Annotated in this window: 14 protein-coding genes; 9 read left to right on the forward strand and 5 right to left on the reverse strand. The window is 37.8% G+C overall.

The genetic code is table 11. From position 1 onward, the window contains the following. Positions 1 to 235: 235 nt before the first annotated feature. From KP713_RS02400 to KP713_RS02420, 5 genes are all read left to right on the forward strand, one after another. Positions 236 to 1831 carry a lactate permease LctP family transporter gene (locus KP713_RS02400; protein ID WP_215769754.1) on the forward strand — a complete coding sequence of 532 codons (1596 nt, stop codon included), beginning with the start codon at positions 236 to 238 and terminating at the stop codon, positions 1829 to 1831. Positions 1832 to 1899: 68 nt separating this feature from the next. Beyond that, complete coding sequence (locus KP713_RS02405; protein ID WP_106013375.1) at positions 1900 to 2631, forward strand: (Fe-S)-binding protein; 732 nt, start codon at positions 1900 to 1902, stop codon at positions 2629 to 2631. A 1-nt stretch (position 2632) separates the two neighbouring features. Beyond that, positions 2633 to 4045, forward strand: a complete 1413-nt coding sequence (locus KP713_RS02410; RefSeq protein ID WP_048954079.1) for a LutB/LldF family L-lactate oxidation iron-sulfur protein — start codon at positions 2633 to 2635, stop codon at positions 4043 to 4045. 5 nt (positions 4046 to 4050) lie between these two features. After that, a complete protein-coding gene (locus tag KP713_RS02415; RefSeq protein ID WP_048954080.1) occupies positions 4051 to 4749 on the forward strand; it encodes a LutC/YkgG family protein in 699 nt (232 codons plus the stop codon). A 178-nt stretch (positions 4750 to 4927) separates the two neighbouring features. Next, positions 4928 to 7774, forward strand: coding sequence for a TonB-dependent receptor domain-containing protein (locus tag KP713_RS02420; protein WP_215769755.1), 2847 nt, complete (start codon positions 4928 to 4930; stop codon positions 7772 to 7774). Positions 7775 to 7870: 96 nt separating this feature from the next. On the opposite strand, the gene KP713_RS02425 is transcribed toward KP713_RS02420, so the two are convergent. The 4 genes from KP713_RS02425 to dsbC all read right to left on the reverse strand — a co-directional run bounded on the left by KP713_RS02425 (position 7871) and on the right by dsbC (position 11960). Continuing rightward, positions 7871 to 8560 (reverse strand): 5'-methylthioadenosine/adenosylhomocysteine nucleosidase, encoded by a 690-nt coding sequence (locus KP713_RS02425; protein ID WP_215769756.1) that lies wholly within the window; start codon positions 8558 to 8560, stop codon positions 7871 to 7873. Beyond that, on the reverse strand, positions 8560 to 9264 hold the full coding sequence (locus KP713_RS02430; protein WP_215769757.1) for a thiol:disulfide interchange protein DsbA/DsbL: 705 nt from the start codon (positions 9262 to 9264) through the stop codon (positions 8560 to 8562). The genes KP713_RS02425 and KP713_RS02430 overlap by 1 nt, the downstream gene beginning before the upstream one ends. After that, positions 9257 to 10984 carry a single-stranded-DNA-specific exonuclease RecJ gene (gene recJ / locus KP713_RS02435; protein ID WP_215769758.1) on the reverse strand — a complete coding sequence of 576 codons (1728 nt, stop codon included), beginning with the start codon at positions 10982 to 10984 and terminating at the stop codon, positions 9257 to 9259. Before recJ ends, KP713_RS02430 begins: the two co-directional genes overlap by 8 nt. Positions 10985 to 11270: 286 nt before the next feature. Further along, positions 11271 to 11960, reverse strand: a complete 690-nt coding sequence (gene dsbC, locus KP713_RS02440; RefSeq protein ID WP_215769759.1) for a bifunctional protein-disulfide isomerase/oxidoreductase DsbC — start codon at positions 11958 to 11960, stop codon at positions 11271 to 11273. A gap of 132 nt (positions 11961 to 12092) precedes the next feature. Here dsbC and prfB point away from each other — a divergent pair. Further along, positions 12093 to 13191 (forward strand): peptide chain release factor 2 gene (prfB, locus tag KP713_RS02445; protein WP_252346289.1). Its coding sequence is split into 2 segments (ribosomal slippage): positions 12093 to 12167 and positions 12169 to 13191, totalling 1098 coding nucleotides; the frame shifts between segments, so codons are not numbered across the junction. A 112-nt stretch (positions 13192 to 13303) separates the two neighbouring features. Beyond that, on the forward strand, positions 13304 to 14812 hold the full coding sequence (gene lysS, locus KP713_RS02450; protein ID WP_050838325.1) for a lysine--tRNA ligase: 1509 nt from the start codon (positions 13304 to 13306) through the stop codon (positions 14810 to 14812). 85 nt (positions 14813 to 14897) lie between these two features. Here the strand turns inward: lysS and mdh are convergent, their stop codons facing one another. Further along, the gene (gene mdh / locus KP713_RS02455; RefSeq protein WP_005634845.1) at positions 14898 to 15833 is read right to left on the reverse strand and encodes a malate dehydrogenase; all 936 of its coding nucleotides are present in this window, start codon (positions 15831 to 15833) and stop codon (positions 14898 to 14900) included. A gap of 207 nt (positions 15834 to 16040) precedes the next feature. On the opposite strand from mdh, the gene argR reads away from it, so the two are divergent. Further along, positions 16041 to 16496, forward strand: coding sequence for a transcriptional regulator ArgR (argR, locus tag KP713_RS02460; protein ID WP_005638679.1), 456 nt, complete (start codon positions 16041 to 16043; stop codon positions 16494 to 16496). Continuing rightward, on the forward strand, positions 16496 to 17386 hold the full coding sequence (locus KP713_RS02465) for a TIGR01777 family oxidoreductase (protein ID WP_048954089.1): 891 nt from the start codon (positions 16496 to 16498) through the stop codon (positions 17384 to 17386). Before argR ends, KP713_RS02465 begins: the two co-directional genes overlap by 1 nt. The last annotated feature ends 31 nt before the right edge of the window (positions 17387 to 17417 follow it).

Consider the following 17417-nt stretch of genomic DNA (forward strand, 5'->3'; position numbering starts at 1 on the left):
GATTCTATAAATCTTTTATCTCCCCATCTAATAATTAATCCCCACATCATATTCCATTTTAGTCTATTAAGATTTTAATCAGAGAAGATTGGTAATAAAAATGTAAAAAATGAAAATAAAATGTTAATTTTTTATGAGATATTGATCACATTTTCCCCAAAGAGGTATATTCTTTTATGCCTAAATCCATACAATGCACGAGTCTTTTTTATTATAAATTTAAGGATATTTTCTAATGTCTTTTGTTCTGAGTATTTTTCCTATTGTTTTGCTAATTTATCTAATGGTAAAACGAAATGCCTTGCCTTCTTATGTCGCATTACCTTGGATTGCAACATTAGTAATGGGTGTCCATCTTCTTCACTTTAATACTGATATTGTCACAATTAGTGCCAATGTTGTTTCCGCTATTATTGCTGTACAAACCCCAATTACAGTTATTTTTGGCGCGATCTTATTTAATCGCTTTTCAGAAATTTCAGGTGCGACAGATACCATGCGTAAATGGCTAGGGAATATTAATCCCAATCCTGTAGCTCAATTAATGATTATCGGTTGGGCATTTGCTTTTATGATTGAAGGAGCAAGTGGTTTTGGTACACCTGCAGCCATTGCGGCACCTATTTTAGTCGGGCTAGGTTTTCATCCATTAAAAGTCGCCATGTTGGCACTAATCATGAACTCCGTCCCAGTCTCTTTTGGGGCTGTGGGAACGCCTACATGGTTTGGTTTCGGTCCACTAAAACTATCAGAAGATATAATTTTGGAAATTGGTTCTATTACAGCATTTATCCATTCTATTGCCGCATTTATTATTCCATTATTAGCATTACGAGTCTTAGTAAGTTGGAACGATATTCGTAAAAATATTCTATTTATCTATATCAGTGTCTTTGCCTGTGTCATTCCTTATTTCTTACTTGCCCAAGTTAATGATGAATTTCCATCATTAGTAGGCGGAGCAATTGGTTTATTTATTTCTGTATGGGCTGCAAATCGCAATATTGGCTTAACAAAAGTAGAAAATAGTCTGGATAATAATGCGGTAACAACTAAGCAAGTAATGAAAGCATTATTCCCAACAGGTTTATTGATTGCATTCCTAATCATTACACGTATCCATCAATTACCTTTCAAAGCAATGATGAATGACGCTACAATGTGGTTCTCAACAACCCTAGGATCATTAGGTACATTTGAAATTAGTAAAGGATTAATCTTTACCTTAAAAGATATTTTTGGTTCTGATGTATCATCAAGCTACAAATTGCTTTACGTACCAGCGTTAATTCCATTTGTAATTACAGTTTTAATTGCAATTCCTATATTTAACGTCTCAATTAGCAATGTTAAAAACGTTTTTGCTTCAAGTTTACAACAATCAAAAAATCCATTTATAGCCTTAATGGGAGCCTTGGTTATGGTGAACTTAATGTTAGTCGGAGGCGAACACTCCATGGTGAAAATTATTGGTCGCACCTTTGCAGAAATATCCGGCAGTAACTGGACAATTTTCTCTTCTTTCTTAGGGGCTATAGGGGCATTCTTCTCGGGATCAAACACCGTATCTAACCTAACATTTGGTAGTGTTCAACTTTCTACAGCAGAAACAACAGGAATTTCAGTAGCACTAGTCCTAGCTTTACAATCTGTTGGAGGCGCAATGGGAAATATGGTATGTATTAATAATATCGTTGCTGTCAGTTCAGTATTAAATATTTCTAACCAAGAAGGTACCATTATTAAGAAAACCATTATCCCTATGATGATTTACGGTATTATTGCGGCACTCTGTGCGCTGTACTTAGTACCTTTACTTTATAATCTATAAATTTACTTGGAAAAATGACCGCACTTTTGCGGTCATTTGTTACTTTTCTCTTACTGGAGTGATTAAAAATGAACGTAAATTTCTACGTAACCTGCATTGCAGACGTAGTAAAAAGTGGTGTGGCCAAAAACACCGTTTTACTGCTTGAGAAACTCGGTTGCAATGTTACTTTCCTTGAAAAACAAGGTTGTTGCGGGCAGCCTGCATTAAATAGTGGCTATACAAAACAAGCCATCCCAGGCATGAAAAACTTAGTCGAAACCTTTGAAGTAAACGATTACCCAATCGTAGCACCTGCCGGATCTTGTGTTTATGCGATCAAAAATTACCCCAACTACTTCACTAACGCAGGAGAATTAGACTGGGCTAAACGTGCCCAAAAAGTAGCTTCGCGTTTCTGTGATTTAACCGATTTTATCGTGAATAAACTTGGAATAACTGATATTGGTGCCTATTTGCCAGGTAAAGCGGTTTATCACCCTTCTTGTAGCCTTACACGTAAACTGGGCATCGTAAATGAGCCTATCGCACTGTTAAAAAATGTGAAAGGATTAGAGCTGCTTCCTATTCATAATCAACAAACCTGCTGTGGCTTCGGTGGAACTTTCTCTGTGAAAATGGCGGAGATTTCTGGCGAAATGGTGAAAGAAAAAGTTGAGCATATTGAAGAGGTTGAACCGCAATATTTAATCGGTGCAGATGTAAGTTGTTTATTAAATATTGGTGGTCGTTTACAACGCGAAGGCAGTAAGATCAAAGTGATGCACATTGCGGAAGTATTAATGCAAGGGGAGAAATAAGATGTCATTGAAAACCAGTAATCTTCCTTTTAAAGCGCGTGTCGATCATGAAGTACATAACACTATCATGCGTAAAGCGGTTGTGAAAGCCCAAGAAACGATTGGGGCTAATCGACAAAAAATGGTGGACGAATTAGGTCATTGGGAAGAATGGCGTGATTTATCTAAACAGATTCGTAACCATGTTTTAGCTAATTTAGATGCTTATTTGTATCAATTGAGCGAAAAAGTGATGGAAAATGGCGGTAAAGTGTATTTTGCTGAAACGGCCGAAGAAGCGAGTGCTTATATTCGCAAAGTCGCATTAGAGAAAAATGCGAAGAAAATCGTAAAATCCAAATCCATGGTGACAGAAGAAATCGGTTTAAACGAAGTGCTTGAAAAAGAGGGCATGCAAGTGATCGAAACCGATTTGGGTGAATATCTATTACAAATTTCAGGTGATAAACCATCCCATATCGTTGTGCCTGCAATCCACAAAGATCGTCACCAAATCCGCAAAGATTTATCTGAAAAACTCGGCTATGAGGGCGAGGAAACACCTGAAGATATGACTCGTTTTGTACGTGAAAAAATTCGTCAAGATTTTTTAGAGGCTGATATCGGTATCAGTGGTTGTAACTTTGCTGTAGCGGAAACCGGCTCAGTTTGTTTGGTGACAAACGAAGGTAACTTACGTTTAGCGACGACCTTACCAAAAACACATATTGCCGTGATGGGAATGGAGCGTTTAGCGCCAACTTTCCAAGAGGTGGATGTGTTAATTACGATGCTTGCTCGTAGTGCGGTAGGTGCAAAATTAACTGGTTATAACACTTGGTTAACTGGTCCTCGTCTTACTGGTGAAACTGACGGTCCTGAAGAATTCCATTTGGTTATTGTGGATAATGGCCGTTCAGATATTTTAGCGTCTGAATTCCAAGAAGTTTTACGTTGTATCCGCTGCGGTGCTTGTTTGAATACTTGTCCGGCATATCGTCAAATCGGTGGTCATGGGTATGGTTCTATTTACCCAGGTCCAATTGGTGCAGTAATTTCTCCATTACTAGGTGGCTATGATGAATTCAAAGAATTGCCGTATGCTTGTTCTTTATGTAATGCGTGTAATTCGGTCTGCCCGGTGCGTATTCCATTAGCACAGTTAATCTTAAAACACCGTGAGAAAATGGTAGAGTTAGGTAAAACTCCCGCAATGGAACGTTTATCTATTTTTGGTTTCACCACAGCCAATGCTAACCCAACGCTATGGAAAACAGGTGTGAATATCGGTGCGAAATTAGCGGGTAAGCTGATCAAAAATGGGAAAGCACCAATTACATTTGGGGCATTGGGTGAATGGACAAAAGCACGAGATTTACCACAAGCAGATGGCGAAAGCTTCCGTCAATGGTTTAATAATAGAGAGAGAGGGTAATAAGCATGGATTTACAAAATCGCGAAAATTTTCTTAATAAATTAGCGGCGAAAATGGGTAAAGCCCGTGCTATCGTACCTGAACCGATGGAAGCACCTGTCAATACGTACCCTACTGAGCGTTTAACCCATTTAAGTGCGGTTGATTTAGCGAATGAATTTACCAATTCTGCTAAAACCATGATGGTGGACGTAAATGTGTGTAAAGAGTCTGATGCAGTGCAAACTTTACTTGCTCTTTGTGAAAAATATGGTGGCGGTGATGTTGTGCTTAATTCCGATGAAAGATTGAGTGCGCTTGGTATTCCTGCGGCGCTTGAAGCGAAATATACTTGTCATACATGGTCACCAGAAACGGCACAAGATAATATTAGTTTTTCTGAAAAAGCTAATCTTGGTGTGGTTTATGCAGAATATGGTTTGGCGGAAACTGGCGGAATCGTCTTATTCTCTAGCGCAGATCGTGGACGTTCAGTGAGTTTATTACCTGAAAAATCGATTGTTGTTGTACGTAAAAGCCAAGTACTTCCACGTGTTGCACAAGTGGCGAAGGTATTACACGATAAAGCACAACAAGGCGAGCGTATGCCATCTTGTATCAATATTATCTCAGGTCCAAGCTCAACGGCGGATATTGAATTGATTAAAGTGATTGGTGTCCATGGACCCGTAGCAAAAATCTATTTAATAATTGATGATCTATAATGCAGAAAGGGGTAAATGCCCCTTTTTCTTTCCCCTATCAAGACATTTTTCTACCTTCATCTGAAATTAGTTTTTTTCATTATTTTTTGTTATTTCATTAATTTTATTAAATTACCTCTTGAGTTTTTTAGTTAAAATGAAATAATGATAATCTTTCTCAATAAAAAAGGATATGATAATGAAGAAAGTTATTAAATTAAATTTAATCACACTCTGCTTAATCAATACCCTAAGTGTTTCTATCGTTGATGCAAAAGCTGAAGAAACATTAGATCAAATTGATGTAGTAGAAAAAAATGTCGCCAACGATAAAAAACCTTTTACGGAAGCGAAAGCAAAAAGCACCCGAGAGCATATTTTTAAAGAAACCCAAACTATCGATCAAGTTATTCGAAGTATCCCTGGTGCTTTTACTCAACAAGATAAAGGCTCTGGCGTAGTTTCTGTGAATATTCGTGGCGAAAATGGGTTAGGTCGTGTCAATACAATGGTCGATGGGGTTACACAAACCTTCTATTCCACCTCAATGGATTCAGGTCAATCAGGTGGTAATTCTCAATTCGGTGCATCGCTTGATCCTAACTTCATTGCTGGTGTCGATGTCAATAAAAGTAACTTTTCAGGTTCTAATGGCGTAAATACCTTATCTGGTAGTGCCAATTTTAGAACGCTAGGTGTTAATGATGTTATTACTGATGACAAACCATTTGGGCTTATCGTAAAAGGAATGACGGGGAGCAATGCAACTAAATCGAATTTTATGACAATGGCTGCAGGCAGAAAATGGCTTGATAATGGTGGTTATGTTGGTGTGGTATATGGTTACAGTCAACGTGAGGTGTCTCAAGATTATCATATCGGTGGAGGAGAACGATTGTCTTCGCTAGGACAAGATATTCTTGCTAAAGAAAAAGAAGCCTATTTCCACAATGCAGGTTATGTTTTAAATTCAGCTGGACAGTGGACACCTGATTTAAACAAAAACCATTGGTCTTGCAATGCACCTAATCCAACATTTCATGGAAGTACAGAAAAAACGACAAGCTCTAATGATTTAACAGGAGAAACAGAAACAATATGGACCGATTCAAATTGTATTACTCATATTGAAAAATCCAATATATACGATCCTGAAGAAACAGAGACCAGTGTAAAAAATATTTATAAAAATCAAGCTAGAAAAAATATTCTACAACAATTAGGAGCAGGAAAAAAACCTGAGGATATTGAAGAGCTCCAAAAAGGTGATGATGGAATTGAAAAAACTGACAAATCATTTGAACGTAATAAAGATCAATATAGTGTCGCTCCTATTGAACCAGGCAGCTTACAATCTCGCTCACGTAGCCATTTGTTAAAATTTGAATATGGAGATGATCACCATACTCTAGGAGCTCAACTACGCACATTGGATAATAAAATTGGTTCTCGCAAAATTGAAAACCGTAATTACCAAGTCAATTATAACTTCAATAATAACAACTATCTTGATCTTAATTTAATGGCAGCACATAACATTGGCAAAACCATTTATCCTAAGGGTGGCTTTTTTGCTGGTTGGCAAGTTGCAGATAAACTTATCACAAAAAATGTGGCAAATATCATTGATATTAATAACAGCTATACCTTCTTATTGCCAAAAGAAATCGATTTAAAAACCACATTAGGGTTTAACTATTTTACTAACGAATACAGTAAAAACCGTTTTCCAGAAGAATTAAGTTTATTTTATAATGATGCTTCACATGATCAAGGTAACTACAGTAATTTAGGACGATTTAAAGGTAGTCGTAATTTACTGCCACAACGTTCAGTGATCTTACAACCTTCAGGTAAGCAGAAATTTAAAACAGTATATTTTGATACCGCACTTTCTAAAGGAATTTACCATTTAGACTATAGTGTCAATTTTACGCATTATGCATTTAACGGTGAGTATGTAGGTTACGAAAATACACCAACACAAATTAATGAACCGATTTTGCATAAATCAGGTCATAAAAAAGCATTCAATCATTCTGCTACATTAAGTGCAGAACTGAGTGATTATTTTATGCCATTTTTTACTTATTCACGAACACACAGAATGCCGAATATTCAAGAGATGTTTTTCTCTCAAGTGTCTGATGCTGGAGTGAATACGGGATTAAAACCTGAGCGAGCTGAAACTTATCAACTTGGCTTTAATACCTATAAAAAAGGCGTTTTCACTAAAGAAGATGTATTAGGTTTAAAATTAGTGGGCTATCGTAGTTTTATCAAAAATTATATTCATAATGTATATGGTGTATGGTGGAGAGATGGCATTGTTCCTGACTGGGCTTCTGAGAATGGATTTAGATTTACCATTGCTCATCAAAATTATAAGCCAATTGTGAAAAAGAGCGGTGTTGAATTAGAAGTAAATTATGACATGGGACGTTTCTTTGCAAATCTGTCTTATGCATACCAACGAACAAATCAACCAACCAATTATGCAGATGCGAGTCCACGTCCTAACAATGCGTCAAAAGAGGATATTCTGAAACAAGGTTATGGTCTATCCCGTATCTCAATGCTACCTAAAGATTATGGAAGATTAGAACTTGGATCTCGCTGGTTTGATCAAAAATTAACTCTTGGTATCGCAGCACGTTACTATGGGAAAAGTAAACGAGCAACCATTCAAGAAGATTATATTAACGGTTCTCAATTTGAATTAAATACGAGCCATGAACGAACTTATTATGCAATCAAGAAAACAGAGGAAATTAATAAACAACCGATTATTTTAGATTTGCATGTAAGTTATGAACCTGTTAAAGATTTAATTATCAAAGCTGAAGTACAAAACCTACTAGATAAACGTTATGTTGATCCTTTAGACTCAGGCAATGATGCTGCTTCACAGCGCTATTATTCAAGCTTAAATGATTCAATTTGTAGTAAAAATAATACTTGTGAAGATGGGGGAAAAGATAAATCTGTACTTTATAACTTTGCACGTGGAAGAACTTATATTCTGAGTTTGAACTATAAATTCTAATTGGCTCATACAAAAAGGCATAGCTAATAAGCTATGCCTTTTAAATAATATTTATGATTTAATTGTAAAATTTATTATCTGATTAAAAGATTATTACTAGAGTCTATCAATCATCCCTAATACTAATGACGAAGACTGTTTTGCAGCCAACGGTAAGAACTCTTCAAAAGACATACTTGCTTCACCATCTCCTCCATCAGAAATTGCTCGAACCACCACAAAAGGCACATTAAAAGCATAGCAAACTTGTGCAATCGCTGTGGCTTCCATTTCAACCCCCGTCACATTCGTGAAGTCAGCTTTTATTTGTGCAATTTTGTCTTCACTATTAATAAAACTATCGCCAGAGCAAATTAAACCACGTTTTACTGATTGTCCTTGCTTTTCTGCAATTTCTTGAGCGAGGTCAGCTAGTTTTTTATCCGATAAAAATGCTGCGGGATTAGCGGGCAACTGCCCTTTTTCATAACCAAAAGCTGTCACATCCACATCGTGATAGCGTGTTTCATCAGAAATCACAATATCCCCCACTTTCAAGCCTTTTGCTACCCCACCTGCAGAACCGGTATTGATCACAAAATCTGGCTTGGCTAATTGCAACAATGCCGTCGTGCCAATTGCAGCTGCCACTTTGCCAATACCTGATTGCAACAATGCAATATCTTTACCATTAATTTTGCCTTCAAAAATGACCGCACTTGCTACTCGAGTTTCAGTTCTCCCTGCCATTAAATTTTTTAAAATTTCGACTTCTTGCGCCATTGCACCAACAATTCCGATTTTCATCACTTTTGTTCCTGTTCTATTTTATTTACCAAAAAATCTAACACTGCCACGCTATAATCATCGTTATAAAGCGTACTCGCCGTGAGTACATATTTTCCCCCAATGACAACGTAAGGATAGGTAAAAACACCATATTCTTCCGTCAATTCAATCGCATCTTGAATTTGTTCTTTTACTCTTTCTGAATTTTCAGTTTGAATAAATAACTGCTTATCTAGCTCTTGCTCTTCCGCCCATTGTTGAATTTTATTTGTCGCAGACAACTCTGCATAACGGGATTTTTCTGAAGTTTCAAATAATAAAACATTAGATAATTCACCCGCACTTAGTGCTTGCAAGGTATAAAAAACGCGTGCGCTAAACTGACTATCCGCAGTTGCAATAGGATATTGCTCCAACGCAACTTTATTTGTTCGCATTTGACTATAAAGCTCTAAAATATCTTGCGCTGATGAACATACGCGGCAATCGTAATCAAAAAAGAATTGAATACGTATTTTTTTGTCTGCTCTAGGCGCTTGTTCAATAGGCTCTTGATAAGAAAAATAATCCCGCCCATCTTCAAAATGCATGACATCAGAAGATGGTAAGTGCGGTGGATTTTGAGTAGAAAATTCTTTTTGATTTACTTCGGCTAGAACCGATGATGTAAACCCAAATAAGCCTAATACGAATAATCCATAAAATTTCAAAATATTACTCATCAATCGCTTCAATATATTCCACTAAAAGCTGTACATTTCGGTTACCACGAAACTCATTAACATCCAATTTATATGCAAATCTTGCCTGTTTAATTGAAAGATCAGGATACAATCTTGTGTCAATATTAAACGCAACCGCATCTAATAAAGGCCCACCTTGTTTTGGTTCCACTAACATTTTGAGATGGTTTTGATTTTGTCCAATTGCACGCTGGTCTAAAATTTTAAATTCGCCATCAAAACAAGGCTCTGGGAAAGCTTGTCCCCAAGGGCCTGCTGATTTTATTAGTTCCGCCGCTTCAAGATTAAATTCATTTAAATTTAATTCGCCATCGGTCCAGATTACACCTTGTAAATGTTCTTCATCAAGCCAATCGGCAACGGTTTGATTAAAAATATGTTGGAAATCATCAAAGTGTTCTTCTCGAAGGCTTAATCCTGCAGCCATCGCATGGCCACCAAATTTTAAAATCATATTAGGATGTTGCGAATGAATACGCTCTAAAACATCACGCATATGCAAACCTTCGATAGAACGCGCAGAACCTTTCAAGATTCCCTCACCATCTTTCGCGAAGGCAATGACTGGACGGTGATATTGTTCTTTAATTCGAGAGGATACTATTCCCAACACACCTTGATGCCAATTTGGTTGATAAAGTGTAATCCCCGAAGGTAACTCTTTAAAAAGTGCGGTGAGATTTTGGCAAATTTCTAACGCCTCAAGCTTCATGCCAGCTTCAATTTCTTTACGCGTTTGGTTGAGTTGATCAAGATCTAAAGCCAATTCTCTGGCTTTTAGCATATCGTCCGCCAGTAAAAGCTCTACTCCAATCGACATATTGTCTAAACGCCCCGCTGCATTTAAACGAGGTCCGATACAAAAACCGAGATCACTTGAAGTAAACTGTTCAACATTACGGTTAGCCACTTCTGCTAATGCAACAATACCTGGGCGGCAACGCCGTGCACGAATCCGCATTAAGCCTTGATAAGCAAGGATACGATTATTTTGATCTAAAGGCACCACATCCGCAACAGTACCCAATGCTACTAGATCGAGCAAGTCAGTAAAATTAGGTTGTGTTTCTGCAGTAAAAATACCCAGTTCACGAAATTTTGCTCGTACGGCTAACATCAAATAAAACGCAACACCAACGCCCGCTAAGGATTTTGAAGGGAAACCACACTGGCTTAAATTAGGATTAACAATAGCATCGGCTAGCGGCAAAGTTTCGGGAGGTAAATGATGATCCGTCACTAAAACACGGACACCTTTCTCTTTCAAAAATGCAACGCCTTCAAAAGATGAAACGCCATTATCCACCGTCATTAATAGCTGAACGCCCTTTTCAATCGCCATTTCAGCCACTGGAATACTCAAACCATAACCTTGTTCAAATCGATTTGGTACGAGATAATCCACATCCGCAAAACCAAGTTGTCTTAAAGCCAGCACACTCAATGCTGTACTGGTTGCACCATCAGCATCAAAATCCCCAACAATCACTATTTTTTGCTGTTGTTGGTAAGCTTCCACTAATAAATTTACCGCTTGTTCAATACCATATAACTGATTTGGATTCAGCATTGATTTTAAAGTGCGGTCTAATTCTTCGGTGTTTTGAATATGGCGTGCGCGATAAAGACGATCTAATAACGGATGGTTTGAAACAGAATTTCCAACTGGAATTTCACGGCGTTTGATAAGTTTTTTCACTGGATATTAATTCATATCTAAAAGCAAAAAGCTGTTGAAATCAACAGCTCTTTTATCTATACTTTTCCCGTCGGTCAGGGCTTTTAACCCTGAATGCTGACAGGGGTTAAAAGCCCTACTGACCATTAGTCTAACTATTGTGTCAGCTAAGGATTTTAATAATGCCTAAATTATGTAGTTATATCATAGTCTTCGTATTGTTAATGCTTTTAAGCTCCCCAGCATATTAAGCATAACCGACTAAATACAAGGGGTAGGCATCTGCCCCTTGCTTTTCATTATAAAATCATTTCGCGGTTTCTTCAAGTGCACTCAATAAATCAGCAGGTTTTAAATAACCGCCAATAAGCTCACCCGTTGAGGTAACAATACTCGGTGTGCCATTTATGCCAAATTGTGCGCCTAATTCATAATGTTTTTTCACAACATTTGGGATTTTAACTTCTTTCGGTAAATTACCTTTTTCAGCTTCGTTTAAAGCAAAAACAGGATCTTTAGCCGTCCAAATTGCTTCCATTTGTTTTGCAGTTTGGTTATTCATGCCCGCACGAGGGAAAGCTAAATAACGCACGGTAATACCAAGATCATTATATTCTTTTAATTGCTGATGTAATAAATGGCAATAATGGCAAGTAATATCCATAAATACCGTCACAACATGCTTTTCATTTTTAGCGGGATAAACAATCATCTCATTTTTATAAGAATTAAGTTTATCCACTAAAATTTTACCCGCCACATCAACAGGACCATTATTTGTGAGCTCGTAAAGTTTACCTTGGAAAGCATATTTTCCATCTTCCGTCACATAAAGTACGCCTTGATCTGTGACGGCAGTTTTGATGCCTGAAATTGGCGAGGATTTAACATCAATATTTGATGCACCAAGAGACTGTAATTTGCTTTTAATAGTGGCATCGTTTGCCATTGCATTAGCCGCAGCCACGCATAAAAGTGCGGTAAAAATTTTCTTCATTTTTTGTTCCTAAATTAGCTTGAGTAAGAAAGTCTGAAATTATAGAGAGATTGCTAATTTCTGCAAGGTCAAACTATCCAAAAATCAGAAAATAGCATATAATTCCACACTTTATCACACAGTGAATTTATTATGTTTGAAATCAATCCTGTAAAAAATAAAATCACCGACTTAACCGATCGCACTTCGGTGCTTCGGGGGTATCTTTGACTTCGATGCCAAAGTTGAGCGTTTAGAAGAAGTCAATGCCGAATTAGAACAGCCGGATGTTTGGAATGATCCAGATAAAGCCCAAGCGCTTGGTAAAGAACGCGTTTCTTTAGAACAAGTTGTAAATACCATCAAAAATTTAGAACAAGGCTTAGAAGATGTTGATGGGTTGTTAGAACTTGCCATCGAAGCACAAGATGAAGACACCTTCAATGAAGCAGTTGCTGAATTAGATGAACTCGAACAACAACTCGAAAAATTAGAGTTCCGTCGAATGTTTAGTGGCGAACATGATGCTTGCGATTGCTATGTGGACTTACAAGCTGGTTCTGGCGGTACGGAAGCTCAAGATTGGACAGAAATGTTGCTCCGTATGTATCTCCGTTGGGCTGAAAGCAAAGGTTTTAAAACTGAACTGATGGAAGTATCTGACGGTGATGTAGCTGGATTGAAATCGGCAACGATTAAAGTGACCGGTGAATATGCTTTTGGTTGGTTACGAACAGAAACTGGTATTCATCGTTTGGTGCGTAAAAGTCCATTTGATTCCAATAACCGTCGTCACACATCGTTCAGCGCGGCATTTGTCTATCCTGAAATTGATGACGATATTGATATTGAAATCAATCCTGCTGATTTACGTATTGATGTTTATCGTGCATCAGGGGCAGGTGGGCAGCACGTAAACAAAACTGAAAGTGCGGTGCGAATTACCCATATGCCAAGTGGTATTGTTGTACAATGTCAAAACGATCGTTCACAGCACAAGAACAAAGATCAAGCGATGAAACAATTAAAAGCAAAATTGTATGAGCTTGAATTACAGAAGAAAAATGCGGATAAGCAAGCAATGGAAGATAATAAATCCGACATTGGTTGGGGAAGCCAAATTCGCTCTTACGTATTAGACGATTCACGCATTAAAGATTTGCGTACTGGCGTGGAAAACCGTAATACGCAAGCCGTATTAGATGGTGATTTAGATCGATTTATTGAAGCAAGTTTAAAAGCTGGGCTTTAAGCATGATTTGCTGGATGAGTAAAGACGCGTTACTTATCCCATCATAAAAAATAACCCAAAAGTGCGGTTATTTTTGAAGGTATTTTTAAAGTTAAAATTAAAGGTAAACAATATGTCAGAACAAGAAGTTAAAGAATTAGATCTCAATGGTGAAATGCTCGTTCGTCGTGAAAAATTAGCCGCATTACGTGCAAAAGGTAATGCATTTCCAAACAAGTTTCGTCGTGATGCTCTCGCACAAGATTTACACAATCAATATGATGCAGAAGACGGTGAAATATTAAAAGAGAAAGGCATTGAAGTACAAGTTGCTGGCCGTATTATGACTCGCCGTGCAATGGGCAAGGCGACGTTTATCACCATTCAAGATATGAGCGGTAAAATCCAGCTCTATGTTGCACGCGATAATTTGCCTGAAGGTGTTTATAAAGATGACGTTGGTACCTGGGATTTAGGTGACATCGTTGGCGTTAAAGGCACTTTATTTAAAACAAAAACCGATGAACTCACCGTGAAAACCACTGAAGTTCAACTATTAACCAAAGCACTTCGCCCATTACCAGACAAATTCCATGGTTTAACCGACCAAGAAGTTCGCTATCGCCAACGTTATTTAGATTTAATTTCTAACGAAGAATCTCGCCGCACTTTTATTATTCGTTCTAAAGTTGTCGCGGGTATTCGTGAATATTTCATTTCTAAAGGCTTTATGGAAGTGGAAACGCCAATGTTACAAGTGATTCCAGGCGGTGCATCTGCGCGTCCTTTCGTAACCCATCACAATGCATTAGATGTGGATATGTATTTACGTATCGCGCCTGAACTTTATTTAAAACGCTTAGTCGTTGGTGGATTTGAACGAGTATTTGAATTAAACCGTAACTTCCGTAATGAAGGGGTTTCTGTTCGTCATAATCCAGAATTTACCATGCTTGAATACTATCAAGCGTATGCGGACTACCATGATTTAATGGATAACACCGAAGAACTGCTTCGTAAATTAGCGATTGATATTCTTGGTACCACTATTGTGAAATACGGTGAATACGAATTTGATTTTGGTAAACCATTCGAACGTATTACGTTACACGATGCAACCATTAAATATGGTGCAGACAAAGGGATCGTAAAAGAAGATTTATATGACTTTGATCGTGCAAAAGCCACGGCAGAACGCTTAGGTATTGAAGTACAAAAATCTTGGGGTTTAGGCAGCATTGTCAATGCAATTTTTGAAGAAGTAGCTGAACATCACTTAATTCAACCTACATTCTTAATGGCTCACCCTGCGGAAATTTCGCCACTTGCACGTCGTAATGATGAAAATCCAGATGTAACAGATCGTTTTGAGCTCTTTATCGGTGGTCGTGAAATCGGTAATGGTTTCTCAGAGTTAAATGACGCGGAAGATCAAAATGAACGTTTTGATGCACAAGTGGCTGCGAAAGAAGCGGGCGATGATGAAGCAATGTTTAAAGATGAAGACTTTGTTGTTGCGCTAGAACACGGCTTACCACCAACAGCCGGTGAAGGTTTAGGTATCGACCGTCTAGCAATGCTTTATGCAAATGCACCATCAATTCGTGATGTTATCTTATTCCCTGCAATGCGTCAGAAATAATAAAGATACAAACAAAGCCACCATTTGGTGGCTTTTTATCTAAACATGAAAAAGGGAGCTAACGCTCCCCTTATTTTTTTAATGATTAACCATTAATAAATTTTTCACCTAATTCAATATCTGCACGTAAAGTCGGCAACATATTTTCTAAGGCTTGTTGTTCAAAATTGCTTAATGGGCCAATTGGTAAAATTTCTTCTACGCCTTCTTTGCCTAAACGAACTGGTTGAGAGAAGAAACGAGCATATTTGCCATCACCTTCAACATAAGTACATTCAACAACTGTCTCGCCACTCAATCCTTTCACTAAAGAACGAGCGAAACGCGCTGCAGCTTGCGCCATTGAAAGCGTTGCAGAACCCCCACCAGCTTTTGCATTGACCACTTCTGTACCTGCATTTTGGATACGTTTTGTTAATGGTTCGATTTCATCTTCATTCCACTCAGCATATTGAACTTGAGAAAGTAATGGAAGAATAGTCACACCTGAGTGACCACCAATAACAGGAACGCTCGTACGAGAAACATTTAAACCTTTTAATTCAGCCACAAAGGTTTCAGAACGTAACACGTCTAAAGTTGTCACACCAAATAATTTACGTTTGTCATAAACGCCTGCTTTTTTCAATACTTCTGCAGCAATCGCAACGGTAGTATTTACTGGGTTAGTAATGATACCAACGCATGCTTTCGGGCAAGTAACCGCGACTTTTTCAATTAAACCACGAACAATGCCTGCATTAATGTTAAATAAATCAGAGCGGTCCATACCAGGTTTACGCGCAACACCAGCAGAAATTAATACAACATCCGCACCTTCAAGTGCAGGCGTTGGATCTTCACCAGAAAAACCTTTCACATTCACTGCAGTTGGAATATGGCTCACATCCACTGCAACACCTGGGGTAACAGGGGCAATATCATATAATGCTAAATCTGAACCAGCAGGCAATTGAAGTTTTAGTAATAACGCTAATGCTTGACCAATACCGCCTGCGGCGCCTAATACTGCAACTTTCATAAATACTCCTTATGTGTTAGTTAATTTAAGATGACCTGATTTTAAAATTTTCATCTCACAATTACAAACAGAGAAATATCATTCTATGATCTAGTTCACATTTCTGAGGTAATTTTTTCCTTCTCTTTGCTTTTATTCACATTCAAGTTGCTGAAAATGAATTTTTATGCAATTCTTATGCAAATTTTTGACTATTGAAAAATAAAAATGACTGACAATTTAACTCGCGCTTTTAAAGAATTACTCAATCAAGAACGCTTTGGCTCTCAAAGTGAGATTGTCGATGCCTTAAAAAAACAAGGCTTTACAGGCATTAATCAATCAAAAATATCAAGAATGCTCACCAAATTTGGCGCTGTTCGCACCCGTAATACCAAAATGGAAATGGTCTATTGCTTACCAGGTGAATTAAGTGTTCCTAATACCAGTAGTCCATTAAAAAATCTTGTATTAGACGTTGATTACAATGATATGTTAATTGTCATTAAGACTTCTCCAGGTGCGGCACAACTCATCGCTCGCTTGCTCGATTCAATTGGAAAATCAGAAGGCATCTTAGGCACTATCGCAGGCGATGACACAATTTTTATCACACCAACGCGTGGTACAAAAATTGTCGATTTACTCAAAAATGTTCAACGTTTATTTGAAAACGCGCTGTAATGAACATTTTATTAACTGGGGGCACGGGACTTATCGGCAAAGCACTTGTTGAACAACTCTGCTTACGCAATGAACAAGTGACGATCTTAACGCGCTCAAGTACGCCGCACACTATCTCAAAGCAAAAAAATATCAAATTTATTACCGCACTTTCAGAACTCGATTTACAAGAACAGTTTGATGCCATCATCAATCTTGCTGGTGAGCCGATTTTTCATAAAGCTTGGACGACAAAGCAAAAATCTATTTTACGAGAAAGTCGTTTAAGCCTTACCACTCAACTAGTTGAATTCATCAATCAGTATCAACAACACCCTATTTTTATTTCAGGTTCAGCGACTGGAATTTATGGCGATCAAGACGAACAAAAAATTACCGAAACAAGCAAAACAGCAAAAACCTTCACCGCACAATTATGCCAAGATTGGGAAAATATTGCGCGACAAGCTAATGGGAGGGTTTGTTTGATTCGAACAGGCATGGTCTTTTCTAAGAAAGGAGGTGCCCTTGCTCAAATGTTGCCTTTATACAAATGGGGACTTGGTGGCAAACTAGGCAATGGAGAGCAATATTTTCCCTGGATTGCTTTGGAAGATATGGTCAATGGCATTTTATTTTTACTCGATCATTCAGAGTGCCAAGACTCATTTAACTTCACCGCCCCGAATCCTATAAAACAGCATAAATTTAACCGCACTTTGGCTGGAATATTAAAGCGCCCTGCCTTTGCAATCATTCCCAAATGGATATTACATTTCATTCTTGGCGAACGAGCGAATCTATTACTAGAAAGCCAAAATGTTGTGCCTGAAAAATTACTCAACGCTGGATTCCAATTTCAATATTCTGATTGCGAAAACTATCTAAAAGATATCCTAAAAAACAAATAAAAAAATCACCGCACTTTTTTAATGCGGTGAT

This window comes from Haemophilus sp. SZY H36, assembly GCF_018829625.1.
GTDB lineage: Bacteria > Pseudomonadota > Gammaproteobacteria > Enterobacterales > Pasteurellaceae > Haemophilus > Haemophilus haemolyticus_K.

What these genes read in the sequence shown, in the direction of transcription:
- KP713_RS02415 (WP_048954080.1), top strand. Translation starts at nt 4,051, where the DNA reads ATGGATTTACAAAATCGCGAAAATTTTCTTAATAAATTAGCGGCGAAA.
- KP713_RS02405 (WP_106013375.1), top strand. Translation starts at nt 1,900, where the DNA reads ATGAACGTAAATTTCTACGTAACCTGCATTGCAGACGTAGTAAAAAGT.
- KP713_RS02425 (WP_215769756.1), bottom strand. Translation starts at nt 8,560, where the DNA reads ATGAAAATCGGAATTGTTGGTGCAATGGCGCAAGAAGTCGAAATTTTA.
- KP713_RS02465 (WP_048954089.1), top strand. Translation starts at nt 16,496, where the DNA reads ATGAACATTTTATTAACTGGGGGCACGGGACTTATCGGCAAAGCACTT.
- mdh (WP_005634845.1), bottom strand. Translation starts at nt 15,833, where the DNA reads ATGAAAGTTGCAGTATTAGGCGCCGCAGGCGGTATTGGTCAAGCATTA.
- dsbC (WP_215769759.1), bottom strand. Translation starts at nt 11,960, where the DNA reads ATGAAGAAAATTTTTACCGCACTTTTATGCGTGGCTGCGGCTAATGCA.
- KP713_RS02400 (WP_215769754.1), top strand. Translation starts at nt 236, where the DNA reads ATGTCTTTTGTTCTGAGTATTTTTCCTATTGTTTTGCTAATTTATCTA.
- KP713_RS02420 (WP_215769755.1), top strand. Translation starts at nt 4,928, where the DNA reads ATGAAGAAAGTTATTAAATTAAATTTAATCACACTCTGCTTAATCAAT.
- lysS (WP_050838325.1), top strand. Translation starts at nt 13,304, where the DNA reads ATGTCAGAACAAGAAGTTAAAGAATTAGATCTCAATGGTGAAATGCTC.
- KP713_RS02430 (WP_215769757.1), bottom strand. Translation starts at nt 9,264, where the DNA reads ATGAGTAATATTTTGAAATTTTATGGATTATTCGTATTAGGCTTATTT.
- KP713_RS02410 (WP_048954079.1), top strand. Translation starts at nt 2,633, where the DNA reads ATGTCATTGAAAACCAGTAATCTTCCTTTTAAAGCGCGTGTCGATCAT.
- argR (WP_005638679.1), top strand. Translation starts at nt 16,041, where the DNA reads ATGACTGACAATTTAACTCGCGCTTTTAAAGAATTACTCAATCAAGAA.